Source organism: Halodesulfurarchaeum sp. HSR-GB, from assembly GCF_031432215.1.
Taxonomy (GTDB): domain Archaea; phylum Halobacteriota; class Halobacteria; order Halobacteriales; family Halobacteriaceae; genus Halodesulfurarchaeum.
Genome location: NZ_JAVKGN010000001.1, coordinates 385720 through 399040, shown reverse-complemented (window position 1 = coordinate 399040; position 13321 = coordinate 385720). Strand labels below are relative to the sequence as shown.

Sequence of the window (13321 nt, the reverse complement as noted above, 5' to 3'; positions counted from 1 at the left end):
GAGTCGGCAAAAAGATGTTCCCCAAATCACATCTTCAGACGACGTGCTCGACGTCATAGGAGCCCATTCGCTTGACCCAGCCCTCCGAGGCGAACTCTTCGATCTCCGCGATCGCCGCCTGGGTCCGTTCCTCGTAGAGTCCCGCTTCCAGGTCGATGTGGAAGACATAATCGCCGAGTCGCTCGCCGCTGGGCCGGGATTCGAGTCGCGAGAGGTTGATGTCCCGGTCGGCAAAGGGCTCCAGCAGTTCCAGGAGCAGGCCGGGATAGTTGGTGTTCGGGTAGACGATGAGCGAACTCTTGCCCCCTGAGACGGAGCGCGCCTCGGGGCCGGCGATGGCGAAAAAGCGGGTGGCATTCGAGGTCTGGTCCTGGATGTCCTCGGCGAGGACCTGCAGGTCGTCCCCGGCGTTGTCGGGGTGGCCGATGCCCGCGATGGCGGGGTCCTCGCGGGCGCGTTCGACCCCTCTGGCCGTCGAGGCGACTGCCTCCAGGTCGGCCTCCGGATAGGTCGCAAGGAGGTAATCCCGGCACTGGGCCAGTGCCTGGGAGTGACTGGCGACGGTATCGAAGTCCTCGCCCTGGGCGAGCAACGCGTGACGGATCGGCGTGACGATCTCGCGGGTCACCGCCACGTCGGCGTCCGCGAGTGCATCCAGACTCTCCGTCACCGATCCCTCGATGCTGTTCTCGATTGGCACCACTCCCTGCTCGAATTTCCCGCCGGCGACGCCGCTCACGATGCCGTGAACGGACTCGCTGAAGGCGATTTCGCCCTCCGCAACCGCAGTCGCGGCGCGATGTGAGTAGGTCCCTTCGGGGCCCAGTGTCACCGTGGTCATGTCCCTCGATACAGCACCGTGGGGGAAAAGACCGTCGGGCCTACCGGTTCAGCGTGTGGATCGCCTGGCCGAGGGCGTTCTCCGCGGCCTCCATCGTGGACTCCGCGAGGGTCGGGTGGGTGTGAACCGTCTCGGCGACCTCCTCGATCGTTGCGCCCGTCTCGACCGCGAGCCCGAGTTCGGCGATCAACTCCGAGGCCTCCGGGCCCACGATTCGAGCCCCGAGAACCCGGCCGTTCGTCGCGTCGGCGACGATCCGGACGAAGCCGTCCTGATGGCCGGTGGTGAGCGCTCGGCCACTCGACCGGAAGGGGAACTCGCCGATCTGGGTGTCATAGCCCGCGTCTTCGGCCTCGGCGGCGGAGTGCCCGACCATGGCGATCTCCGGGTCGGTGAACACGGCGGCCGGGATGGCCCGGTCGGCCATCGAGGCGTCCTTCCCGGCGATGGTCTCGGCGGCGACCAGGCCCTCGGCGGTTCCGGCGTGCGCCAGGAGTGGCTCGCCGATCACGTCGCCCCCGGCGAAGACGTGGTCGGTGGTCGTTCGGCCCTGATCGTCGGTCTCGACGAAGCCGTGGTCGTCGAAGTCGATTCCGAGGGCTTCGAGGTTCGCCGAATCGGTGACCGGTTCGCGACCGACCGCCACGATGGCTTTGTCCGCTTCGTAAGCGGTGATTTCGCCGTCCCCGGTCTCGGTTTCGAGAACCAGGCCGTCGCCGTCTTCCGACCAGTCGCTTGCGGCCTCGCCGAACGCAAACTCGATGCCCAGGGCCTCGGCCTGGTCCTCGACCGGCGAGATCAGATCGCGGTCGTAGCCCGGGAGCATCTCGTCGAGCATCTCGATGACGGTGACATCCACGCCGAGTTTGGCAAAGACCATCGAGAGTTCCATCCCGATGTAGCCCGCGCCGACGACGATCAGTTCTTCTGGCAGTTCCTCGAGGGCGAGTGCGTGCTTCGAGGAGAGGATGTACTCGCCGTCGAACTCGAAGCCGGGCACCTCGATGGGTCGCGAGCCGGTGGCCACCAGTGCGTTGTCGAACTCGTAGTACTCGGTTTCGCCATCGGCCAGGTCCACAGCGAGACTGTGCTCGTCCTCGAAGGTGGCCGTCCCTTCGATTACGCTCACGCCGTTTGCCTTGTTGAGCTTCTCGACGGCACCCGTGAGGGTGTCGACGATCCCGTCCTTCCACTCGATCATCTCGGCGAAGTTGACCTCGGGGTCGGCGTAGACACCCATCTCCTCGGCGTGGCTGGCTTCGTGGGCCACGTCGGTGGCGTGGATCAGCGCCTTGGATGGGATACACCCGAAGTTCAGGCAGGTGCCGCCGAACGCCCCGGCCTCGATGAGCGTGACGTCGAGCCCGAGCTGACCCGCCCTGATTCCCGCCGCGTAGCCCGCCGTCCCCGCCCCGACGATCGCGAGTTCCGTGTGCGTGGCATTCTCACGTGTCATGAGGGCCCCTTCCGGCGGAGGGGTATTGAGCCATTCCCTTCCCCGACGGGACGAAACGCCTTTGCGCGGACCGCCCCTCCCACAGAGCAGATGGACGTCGCCGAGGTCGTGCCCGAATTCGCCGACGTATTCCCCTTCGATTCCTTCAACGAGATGCAGCGGACGGCCCTGCCGGCGGTCCTCGAACGCGAGGACAACGTCGTGATCAGCGCGCCGACCGGCAGCGGGAAGACGGCGCTTGCGGAACTCGCGATCATCAAGGCGCTGGCTGCGGGCGGGACCGCGCTCTTCATCGCCCCGATGCGGGCGCTCACCAACGAGAAGGAAAGCGAGTGGGAACGCATCGAACAGCTCGGGCACTCAGTGTATGTCGTCACCGGCGAGCGCGATCTCAACCCCCGTCGGGCCGAGCGCGCGGACGTGCTGGTGATGACCCCGGAGAAGGTCGACTCGGCCACCCGCAAGCACGACACACCACGATACTCTTTCGTGACCGACGTGGACGTGGTGGTCATCGACGAGGTGCACCTGCTTGACTCCCGCTCGCGGGGCAGCGTTCTGGAGGTCGTCGTCTCGCGGTTGCGTCGACTCGTCGACCCCCGGATCGTCGCGCTCTCGGCCACGATGGAGAACATCGAGGAGGTCGCCGCCTGGCTGGAGGCCCCCGAAGCCGCGACCTTCGACTTCGGGCCCAGCTATCGGCCGGTCGACCTCCACGCCGGGGTCGAAACCTACACGCACGGCGAGAACGCCTTCGCGGACAAGTATCGGCGGTTGTACACCGCCCTGGACCTGGCCGAACCCCATCTCACCGAGGACGGCCAGGCACTGGTCTTTGTCTCCTCGCGACAGGACACCGTCAAAGCCGCGGAGACCGCCCGCGACGAGATCGCCGAGCGTGACATCCCGGTCGGGGCTCGCGGGGATTATGATTTTCACTCCGAGACCCAGGTTCTTGACAACGACACGCTCCGCCAGTCGGTGCTCGACGGGGTGGCCTTCCACCACGCGGGGCTCTCGAAGTCGGACAAGGACCACGTCGAGGCCTGGTTCCGGGCGGGCAAGATCGATCTTTTGTTCTCGACCTCCACGCTCGCCTGGGGCGTGAACCTGCCCGCCCGCTGTGTCGTGATCCGTGATACCAAACTGCACGATCCGCTGGAGGGCGAGGTGGACATGAGTCCCCTGGACATCCTCCAGATGCTCGGACGGGCGGGTCGGCCCGGCTACGACGACGTGGGCTATGGCTGGGTCGTCGCGGACCGGGCGGAGGCGGATAAGTACCGGCGGCTCCTGCGGGACGGCAAGGAGATCGAGTCCCGCCTGGCCGAGAGCCTTCCGGAACACGTCAACGCCGAGATCGCGCTGGGGACGATCGAGGGGCTGGGGGACGTGATGGACTGGCTGGAGACGACTTTCTACTTCCAGCGAGCGGGGTATGCCCCGGGCGAACAGGCCTACGAGGACGTGCGCGAGCGGGTGCGTGCGGTCCTCGATGACCTGCTCGATCGCGGGTTCGTCGAGACCGACCCCTCCCTGGGGCTGTCCTCGACCCCGCTGGGCCAACTCGCCTCGGGCTACTACCTCCGGCTTCCCACCGCGAAGCGATTCCGTGGCCTCGTGGACAGTGAACCGGCAACGGAGCCGGTGCTCGCCGCCGTGGCGCGAGCCGAGGAGTTCGACAGCGTGAGCGCCCGGGAGGCCGAACGCGAAGCGATCGACGGCGTGCTGGGCTCGACCGGTGGCTCGCTCGATCCGGGCGCTCGAAAGGTGCTGGCGATCCTGCAGGCGAGCATGGACGGGGACCTGCCGCCCGAACTCCGTTCGGACGCCTGGGTCATCCGTCAGAACGCACTCCGACTGCTGGCTGCAGTTCGGGCCTTCTTCGACCGGTTCGACCGTCCCGCCGGCGCGAACCTCACTCGACGGCTCCAGGCCCGGATCGAGACGGGAGTGCCGCCCGAGGCAGTCGGGCTCACTGCGATCGACGGGATCGGTGCCGGACGTGGACAGCGCCTCGCCGAGGCGGGGCTCACCGATCCTGGAGCAGTCGTCGAGGCGGGCGTCGCTGGCCTCGTCGAGGCCGGGCTGGGTGAGGAAGTCGCCCGCTCGGTGGCGAACCACGCGGCCGGACTCCCCCGGGTCGAGGTCGACTGGGGGGCCTTCCCCGAGACGGTTTCGGCCGGCGAGAACGACCTCCAGCAGGTCACGGTTCGGAACGTCGGGGGCGGCGCGAGGCTGGGGATCCGGGTGACGGTCAACGGCGTCGAGATGACCCGATCGGTCAACTACGTGACCGACGCGGAGCAGGTCCCGGTGGGCGTGTTCGGTTCGGACAACGACGAACTCACCTACGCCGTTTCGATCACCTTCCCCGACCACCCGCTCCAGCCGCTGACCGAGACCCGGACGGTCGCCGTCGAGTAGCGGCGCACCTTTATAACCCAAAACCGGGGCAGTGGGGCCCATGCAGGACTCGATCCGCGTGATCGCCGGCCAGTGTACCGTCACTCACGAAGGCGACTCGACCAGCGAATCCGAGGGGCAGGTCGTCGTCCTGGTGAAACCCGACAACACCGTGCTCGTCCACGACGCGACGGGCTACCGACCGGCCGGGTGGCTCACCCGCGCCGAGTCGGTTCAGCTCTCCCTCTCCGAGCAGGCCATCGACTTGCGGGCCCGGATCGAGGAGACCGAACTCCGGGTCACCGGCGAGGACGTGACCGTCACCGAGTTCCCGGCGACGGTCGCCGGCCCCGCAGTCGGGACCTGTCCCACTTGCGGGGAGCGAATGGTCCGGGCCGGTGGAGAGGTCGTCTGTCTGGGCTGTGGGGACGCCTACGCGCTCCCCCGGGACGCCACTGTCACCGACCGGACCTGCTCGGATTGTGGGCTCCCGACCATCTCGGTGACGCGTGGGGCGGCCCTGGAGGTCTGTCTCGACCGTCGCTGTGACCCCATCGACGAGGCCGTTCGGGACCGATTCGATGGCGAGTGGATCTGTCCGACCTGTGGCTCGGACCTGGAGATCGACCGCCAGCGAACGCTCGGCGCTCGCTGCCCGAACTGTGAGGTGCATTATCCCATCCCCGACGGTGTCGTCGACGGGACCTGTGCCTGTGGCCTCCCCGTCTTCGAGACCGACCACGGCCGCCGCTGTCTCGATCCGGACTGCACCGCGGCTGATCTGGACGCCGACTCCCCGCCCGAGCCGCGGCATTGATGCCCGGCCCGACCGAGTCCCCGGTATGGACGCCACGCTTTCCGATGGCGAGGTACACGTCGGTGGGGACGCGCGACAGCGCTTTTTCGACTCGCGTGGCTACGGCCGGCCGCTCACGGGGAACGAGATCGCACTCGCACCCGTCGAGGCCGCTCACCTCCTCTACCGGGGGGATCTCGACACCGTCGACGGCCAGGGCTTCCGCGAGTTCCTGACCGCCCGCGGGCCCGGCTTTGGCCCCCGGTTTCTGGTGTACGTCGATCTGCGGGATCGGGGGTTCTACCTCTCGCCCGCCCGCGAGGGGTGGGTTCCGGACGCCGACCCGGCAGTGACCGCTTCCGACGGGCCTGACTTCGTCGTCTACCCACGGGGGAGCGGCCCCGGCGACGGCGAGATCGCCTATCGGGTGACGGTCTACGGCGAACGCGCCGAGATCGAGGCTGTGACCCTCGAACCGGGCGTGTACGCGATCGTCGACGAGGAGGGTGATCTGACCTATCTGGCCGTCGAGGATTTCGATCCGGGCGGGGAGACGACCTTCGACGCCCCCGAGCACGCAGCCGGAACCCTCCTCGACGATCGCGTGCTGGTGTGGGACCCACCCGAGTCGCTGTACGAGGACGGGTTTTACGGCCAGCCACTCGCGGGTCGGGGCGCGAACCACGACGTGTTGCACCTCTCGTTGCTCGAAGCGGCTGACCTCGCGGCTCGTGGGGTGCTCACCCTGGAGGGGGGCGGGGGTGTGGAGGCGCTCCTCGAACGGGGGCGGGCTGTCGAGGGCGAGCGCTTCGACCGTCGGCTCCGGGTCTATCGCACCTTGCGTGACCAGGGAGCGGTCCCCCGAACCGGCTTCAAATTCGGCGCGGACTTCCGGGTCTACCGGACCGTCGAATCGGCCTCGGAACTCGGGCACTCGGAGTTTCTGGTCCGGGCCCGGCCCCGCGATCACGTCTTCGGGCCGCGAGATCTCGCGCTGGACGTGCGGATGGCCCACGGGGTCAGGAAGCGAATGGTATTTGGCCTCGACGGGGAAAACGGGGACACGACACGGTGGCTCGCCGTGGGCCGCCTGACGCCCTGAACCATGACAGAGGACACAACTCCGGAGGACGCTGCCGCCGGCGCGGACTCGGTCGCACTCGACCCGTGGGGCTCCTCCACGATCGCGGACTACCGTGCGCTGTTCGAGGAGTTCGGCATCGAGGCCTTCGAGGAGCTTCTGCCGTCGGTCCCGACTCCCCACTACCTGATGCGGCGGGCGATCATCTTCGGGCACCGGGACTACGACCGCGTGATCGAGGCCATGCGCGAGGACGAACCCTTCGCCGCGCTCTCGGGGTTCATGCCGACCGGCGACCCCCACATCGGGCACAAACTCGTCTTCGATGAACTCATCTGGCACCAAAAGCAGGGCGGGGACACCTACGCCCTCATCGCCGATCTGGAGGCCCACAGCGCTCGCGGGCTCTCCTGGGACGAGATCGACGAGCACGCCGAGGACTACCTGCTCTCGCTTCTGGCCTTTGGCTTTGACCCCGAGGAGGGGACCCTCTATCGGCAGTCCGAGCACCGCGAGGTCCAGGACCTGGCCTTCGAACTGGGGATCGAGACCAACTTCTCCGAATTGGGGGCGATCTACGGCTTCGACGGCGAGACCGACGTCTCACACATGCAGAGTGTCGTCACCCAGATGGCGGACATCCTCTACCCGCAACTGGAGTCCCCGAAGCCCACCGTCATCCCGGTCGGCCCGGACCAGGACCCACACATCCGCCTGGCCCGCGATCTGGCGACTCGAATGCGGTACTTCGGCGTGACGACCGCGTATGCCAGCTTCGAGGCCGATCCGGCGGAACTGGCCCACGTCGAAGCCGCCTACGAGGCGGTGGAAGACGACCCGGTCCGGTGTGGCGACGCTGCGGACTGGCTGGAAACGTATGGTGAAGCCGATCAGCCGGGACTGGCCGGGGCCATCGAGAAGCTCCAGTCCGCCGGTCAGGAGCCGCTCCGGCCCCGGGTACGATTCCTCGACCGGAACGCGACCGAAGCCGCCTTCGAGGCACTCATCGAGGCCATCGACGGCGAGAAGCGGGTGTACGACGAGCACGTCGATGCCTTCGATCTCGACCACGAGGCGGCCGAGCGCCTGGCCCGCGAAATCGAGGTCGAGAACGGCGGCTATGGCTTCATCCGCCCCTCCTCGATCTATCACCGCTTCATGACCGGGCTCACCGGTGGGAAGATGTCCTCCTCGATCCCGGCCAGTCACATCAGCCTCCTCGACGACCCCGAGGCGGGCGCGGATAAGGTTCGATCCGGGACGACCGGTGGGCGGGAGACCGCCGCGGAACAGCGCGAGTTGGGTGGGCGGCCCGACGAGTGTCCGATCTACGAGCTGTACGCCTACCTCCTGGCGGGGGACGACGATTCCTACGCCGAGCGGGTCTACGAGGAGTGTACGGCCGGCGAACGTCTCTGTGGGGCCTGCAAGGCCGAGGCGGCCGAGGAGATGGAGACGTTTTTGGCCGACCACCAGGAGCGCCGCGAGGAGATGCGCCCGGTCCTGGAGGATCTGGAGATCGACGTCCGGCCCGATCGGATCTGATCGGGAGGCTGCGCTTCGCAACGTTTTTAGCTCTGCTCGTGACACTCACGCCCATGCTCGCCGAATCCACGAGCGGGGCACAGCACGCCGGTGACCACTCGGTCTGCCCGGGATTCGGTTTCTTTTTCGGGGCCTGAGAACTGTCCGCTTCGACCCCATGAGACTTTCCAGACGATGAAACTCCCACCAATCCAGGTCGCGGTGCTCGAAGCGGCGAGCGCCGACGAACCGACCGACATCGACGATCTCGCCGCACAGCTCGAGGAAAAACCGGAAACCGTCACGGGCGCGGCCTTCGCCCTGGAAGAGACGGGGCTGCTCTCCGTGACCGACCGCACCGAGACCCAGGTCACGCTCACCGAGGAGGGGGCGACCTACGCCGCGGACGGCCTGCCCGAGGTTCGGCTCTACGAGGCCGCAATCGAGGCCGGGGCCGGGGACGAACCCGTTCCGATGGGCGAGGTGCTTGGCGCGGCCGCCCTCGACGGCCCGGCGGTCGACATCGCGCTCTCGAACTTCGCCCGGAAGGGGTATGGCCACATCGACTCGGGGCAGCTTTCCGCGACGCCCGGGGCCGATCCGGCCGACGACGAGGAGGCCCAGGCACTGAAGCGACTGGCTGCGGGCGAGTCACTCGCCGAGGAGTCCCTGCGTGATCGCCTGGCGTCCCGGAACCTGATCGAGGTCACCGAACGCACCCGGCGGGCAGTGACGCTGACCGAGGCGGGCGTGACCGAACTCATGGCGGGCGTCGAGGCCACCGAGCGGGTCGACCGACTCACGCCGGCCCACTTGCAATCCGGGGAGTGGGAGGAGGTGACCTTCGCCGAGTACAACGTGGAGGCCGCCGCGGAGACACCCACGCCGGGCAAACGGCACGTGCTCCGGCAGACCGCAAAGCGCGTGAAGGAGGTGCTCGTGGGAATGGGCTTCCAGGAGATGGCCGGGCCACACGTCGACGCGGACTTCTGGATCAACGACTGTCTGTTCATGCCCCAGGACCACCCGGCCCGGACCCACTGGGACCGCTTTGCCCTGGAGAACCCGCGACGGATCGACGAGTTGCCCGAGGACCTGCTGGAGCGAGTCGAGCGCGCCCATCGCGAGGGCGTCGGCGAGGACGGCGAAGGGTATCACTCGCCGTGGAGCCGGGACTTCGCCGCCGAACTGGCGCTCCGGGGCCACACCACCTCGCTCTCGGCTCGCTACCTCTCGGGCGAACAGGTCGGGGAGCTCGAACCGCCCCAGCGGTACTTCAGCGTCGAGAAGGCCTACCGGAACGACACCCTCGATGCGACCCACCTCCTGGAGTTCTTCCAGATCGAGGGGTGGGTGATGGCCGAGGACCTCACGGTTCGTGATCTGATGGGGACCTTCCGGGAGTTCTACAGCCAGTTCGGCATCACCGACCTCCGATTCAAGCCCACCTATAACCCGTATACGGAGCCGAGTTTCGAGTTGTTCGGGCGGCATCCGGAGACCGACGAACTCATCGAGATCGGCAACAGCGGGATCTTCCGGCCGGAGATGCTCGAACCCCTGGGGGTCGAGGCCGACGTGATGGCCTGGGGGCTGGCACTCGAACGCTTGCTCATGCTCATCACCGGCTTCGAGGACATCCGGGACGTCCACGGGACACTCGTCGATCTCGACTTCCTTCGCGGCGTGGAGGTGGAGTACTGATGCCGGTCGTCGATGTGGATCCCGACGAACTTCGGGACCTGACCGGCCGCACCGAGAAGACCGACGACGAACTCAAAGACGACCTGTTCGGCCTCGGAATCGAGTACGAGGGCGAGACCGAGGACGGCAAACTCCGCCTGGAGTTCGAGGCCGACCGGCTGGATCGGCTCTCGATCACCGGGATCGCCCGCTCGCTTCGCTACCAGTACGGGGACCTGAGCGGGATCTACGTGCCGGACACGAACGACCCCGAGTGGACGATCGAGGTGGCCGAGAGCGTGCCCGAGGAGCGCCCCTACGTCACGGGAGCGATCGTCCGCGGACTGGACCTGGACGAGACCGACCTGGAGGCGATCATCCAGCTCCAGGAGAAGCTCCACGCCACGATGGGTCGCAAGCGCGCCAAGGGCGCGATCGGCGTCCACGATCTGACGATGCTGAAGGGCGCGCCCGCCGACGGCGGAGCGGGGAAGTCCATCCGCTATCAGGGTGTCGAGCCCGCGGGCGACCGCTTCGTGCCCCTCGACAGCGACGCCGAGATGACCCCTGCACAGGTCCTGACCGACCACTCGACGGGGCGGGAGTACGCCGATCTGGTGACCGACTACGAGCGCTACCCGGCGATCTACGACGACATCGGGCTGTTCAGTTTCCCGCCGGTCATCAACGGCCGGCGCACGGAGGTCTCGACGGAATCCCGTGACCTGTTCATCGAGATGACTGGGACCGACCAGTGGACCATCGACAAGATGCTCGCCATCATGGTCTACGCGCTGGATGCCCGGGGTGGGCAGGTCGAGTCGGTGACCGTGGATTATCCGGACCGAAGCGTGGTCCGGCCGGATCTCTCGCTCTCACAGAAGACACTCACACACGAGGCGGTCGAGGACACGCTCGGTCTCTCGCTCTCACCCGAGGAACTGCACGACCTGATCGATCGCGCCGGACTGGAGATCGCCACGGAACGGAGCGTCGACGGTCGACGCGAGTACGAGGTCTCGATCCCGCCCTACCGGGTCGACGTGCTCCACCCGGTGGACCTGATCGACGACGTGGGCCGGGCGTATGGCTTCAACAACCTCGTTCCGCGGTACCCCGACGTGAGTACTGTCGGGGGGCGAACCGAGGCCTCGCGTCACGAGGAAGCCGTCCGAGACCTGCTGGTCGGCCTCGGGTTCGAGGATCTGCTGAACTTCAACCTCACGAGCGATCGGGAGCTATTCGACCGGATGGGCCTCGACCGGGAGGCAGACGCCTTCGGGGCCGGTGAGCCACCGCGGCTCATCGAGTCCTACAGCGAGGACTTCACCCACCTGCGGACCTGGGCGCTCCCCTCGCTCATGCAGGTGCTGGAGAACAACACCCATCGCTCCTACCCACAGCACCTCTCCGAGATCGGCTTCGTTGCGCAGGTCGACTCTTCGACGGTCACGAACGTGGCCGAGGGGCGCTCGGTCGCGGCCGTGCTGGCCGGTCCTGAAGCGACCTACGAGGACGCGAAGGGCCGCCTCCAGGTGCTCGCGGATCACTTCGGCGTGGACCTGGCGACGCCGGCGACGGAGCATCCGAGCTTCATCGACGGGCGGGTGGCCGAAATCCGCCTCGACGGGGATTCGGTGGGTGTTATCGGCGAACTCCATCCGGCGGTGCTCGTCGAGCACGACCTGGAGGTCCCGGTGGCTGGTTTCGAGTTCGAACTCGGGGCGCTCAAATAGCTAGTCGAGGTCCGCGCCAACTGCGTCCTGGATACTGTCGAACCCGTCGGTTTCGAGCCGATCGAGGAGGCCACGGTTGATGTCGCGGGCGACGGTCGGTCCCTGATAGATGAAGCCGGTGTAGAGTTGCACGAGGTCCGCGCCGGCCCGGATCTTCTCGTAGGCATCCGCGGCGTCGAAGATGCCCCCGACGCCCACGACGGGGAGGTCAGTCCGCTCGGCGACGAACCGGATCGTCGCCGTCGCGCGATCCCTGATCGGTGCGCCCGAGAGCCCGCCCGCTTCTGCGGCGTTCGGGCTGGTGAGACTGTTCGGTCGCTTGATGGTCGTGTTCGTCGCCACGATCCCGTCGAGGCCGACCGATTCGGCCAGGTCGATGACCTCGGCGATCGCCTCCTCGTGGAGGTCCGGCGAGAGTTTCACCAGCAGTGGCTGTGCGCCCGCCTCCACGAGCTTCGAGAGGATGTTTTCGAGTGGCTCACGGTCCTGCAGATCGCGTAAGCCTGGTGTGTTGGGGCTGGAGACGTTCACGACGAAGAAGTCGGCGTGCGGTGCGAGCTTTTCGTAGACGGTCAGGTAGTCCTCGGCGGCCGATTCGAGCGGCGTCTCCTTGTTCTTGCCCAGGTTGGCTCCGATCGGCACTGTCGGACTGTGGCCAGCCAGACGGGCGGCGATCGCGTCCGCGCCCGCGTTGTTGAATCCCATCCGGTTGACGATCGCCTTGTCCTCGGGGAGCCGGAAGAGGCGTGGTCGCGGGTTGCCGGCCTGTCCCTCGGGCGTGACCGCGCCGATCTCCACGTGCCCGAAGCCGAGTGCGCCCAGGGTCTCCGGGATGCGGGCGTTCTTGTCGAAGCCGGCGGCGACCCCGACGGGGTTCGGGAAGTCGAGGCCGAAAGCGGTGGTTTCCAGGCGCGGGTCCTCGACGATCAGGTGGCTCCCGAGCGCGTCGAGGATGGGGCCGTGCTGTGCCGCCCGGAGTGCGGTCACCACGGTCTCGTGGGCCGTCTCGGGTGGGAGCGTGAAAAGCAGGTTGCGGGCGAGTCGGTACATGCCCTAGAAGTCGTGTTCCACGTCTTCGGGGTCGGCTTTCTGAATGATGATCTTGTCCTCGCGCACCCGGACGAAGACCTCGTCACCGATCTCGAGGCCGGCGACGGCCAGTTCGTCCTCGTGGAGGTTCACGTGTGCGTTGTGGTAGTCCCCATCCTCTCCCTTCGCTCCAGACGGGCTGAGCGTCTTCTTTCGAACCATCTCGATGTCTTATCCGGACCTTCGCCGCACCGTCTACTTAAGTTCTTCCGAGTGGCGCCGGTCGACCCTGTCGCGGTCGGCCAGTCCAGCTGAAATCGCGTTCGCGGGGTGAAAACGTGCCGACAGCCCCCGGATTCGGGCCGGAATCGCCGGTATATTTATACCACACTCTTGTGTTGGGTTCGCATGGGACACAACAATGGTACGAGAGGACGGCAAGCGGAACTTCGCCCTTCGAGAGAGTGACGGATCGGAACCGAGTGTTTTCAGCGGCAACACGCCGCGGCAGGCTGCCAAGAAGGCCGCCAGGCGACTCTCCGACGTGGGTGAGTCCGAGGAGTCGGCCCCGCGGGTGGAGATCCGCCTCCGGGAGAAGGGCACGGACAAGGTCCACATCTACGAGGCCTGGGCGTGGGAGGAGACATCCCCCGAGGACTCGCCGGACTGGATGCCCCAGCAGATCACCAAGGGTAACGTCTCGAAGAAAGGTATCGAACACCTCGAAGAGGTCTGAGAACTCGAAACGCATACCCGGCCGTCGTCCGAA

Annotated in this window: 11 protein-coding genes; 7 read left to right on the top strand and 4 right to left on the bottom strand. The window is 67.1% G+C overall.

What is annotated here, in order from left to right; translation table 11 throughout:
- Positions 1 to 34: 34 nt before the first annotated feature.
- Complete coding sequence (gene pheA / locus RH831_RS02135; RefSeq protein WP_310552627.1) at positions 35 to 841, bottom strand: prephenate dehydratase; 807 nt, start codon at positions 839 to 841, stop codon at positions 35 to 37.
- A gap of 40 nt (positions 842 to 881) precedes the next feature.
- On the bottom strand, positions 882 to 2297 hold the full coding sequence (lpdA, locus tag RH831_RS02130; RefSeq protein WP_310552626.1) for a dihydrolipoyl dehydrogenase: 1416 nt from the start codon (positions 2295 to 2297) through the stop codon (positions 882 to 884).
- A gap of 90 nt (positions 2298 to 2387) precedes the next feature.
- Between lpdA and RH831_RS02125 the strand changes: the two genes are divergently transcribed.
- The 6 genes from RH831_RS02125 to pheT all read left to right on the top strand — a co-directional run bounded on the left by RH831_RS02125 (position 2388) and on the right by pheT (position 11523).
- The gene (locus tag RH831_RS02125; RefSeq protein WP_310552625.1) at positions 2388 to 4724 is read left to right on the top strand and encodes a DEAD/DEAH box helicase; all 2337 of its coding nucleotides are present in this window, start codon (positions 2388 to 2390) and stop codon (positions 4722 to 4724) included.
- Positions 4725 to 4764: 40 nt separating this feature from the next.
- Positions 4765 to 5520: an endonuclease NucS domain-containing protein gene (locus RH831_RS02120; RefSeq protein WP_310552624.1), complete on the top strand. Its 756-nt coding sequence runs from the start codon at positions 4765 to 4767 to the stop codon at positions 5518 to 5520.
- Positions 5521 to 5545: 25 nt separating this feature from the next.
- Complete coding sequence (gene endA, locus RH831_RS02115; RefSeq protein ID WP_310552623.1) at positions 5546 to 6601, top strand: tRNA-intron lyase; 1056 nt, start codon at positions 5546 to 5548, stop codon at positions 6599 to 6601.
- Positions 6602 to 6604: 3 nt separating this feature from the next.
- On the top strand, positions 6605 to 8125 hold the full coding sequence (locus tag RH831_RS02110) for a tryptophan--tRNA ligase (protein WP_310552622.1): 1521 nt from the start codon (positions 6605 to 6607) through the stop codon (positions 8123 to 8125).
- Between the two features lie 174 nt (positions 8126 to 8299).
- Positions 8300 to 9808: a phenylalanine--tRNA ligase subunit alpha gene (locus RH831_RS02105; RefSeq protein ID WP_310552621.1), complete on the top strand. Its 1509-nt coding sequence runs from the start codon at positions 8300 to 8302 to the stop codon at positions 9806 to 9808.
- The gene (pheT, locus tag RH831_RS02100; RefSeq protein ID WP_310552620.1) at positions 9808 to 11523 is read left to right on the top strand and encodes a phenylalanine--tRNA ligase subunit beta; all 1716 of its coding nucleotides are present in this window, start codon (positions 9808 to 9810) and stop codon (positions 11521 to 11523) included. The genes RH831_RS02105 and pheT overlap by 1 nt, the downstream gene beginning before the upstream one ends.
- Here pheT and RH831_RS02095 read toward each other — a convergent pair whose 3' ends face one another.
- Entirely contained in the window at positions 11524 to 12573 is a 1050-nt protein-coding gene (locus RH831_RS02095; protein WP_310552619.1) for a quinone-dependent dihydroorotate dehydrogenase, read from the bottom strand.
- A 3-nt stretch (positions 12574 to 12576) separates the two neighbouring features.
- On the bottom strand, positions 12577 to 12774 hold the full coding sequence (locus RH831_RS02090; protein WP_070364170.1) for an AbrB/MazE/SpoVT family DNA-binding domain-containing protein: 198 nt from the start codon (positions 12772 to 12774) through the stop codon (positions 12577 to 12579).
- 199 nt (positions 12775 to 12973) lie between these two features.
- On the opposite strand from RH831_RS02090, the gene RH831_RS02085 reads away from it, so the two are divergent.
- Entirely contained in the window at positions 12974 to 13288 is a 315-nt protein-coding gene (locus RH831_RS02085; protein WP_310552618.1) for a non-histone chromosomal MC1 family protein, read from the top strand.
- Positions 13289 to 13321: the final 33 nt, after the last annotated feature.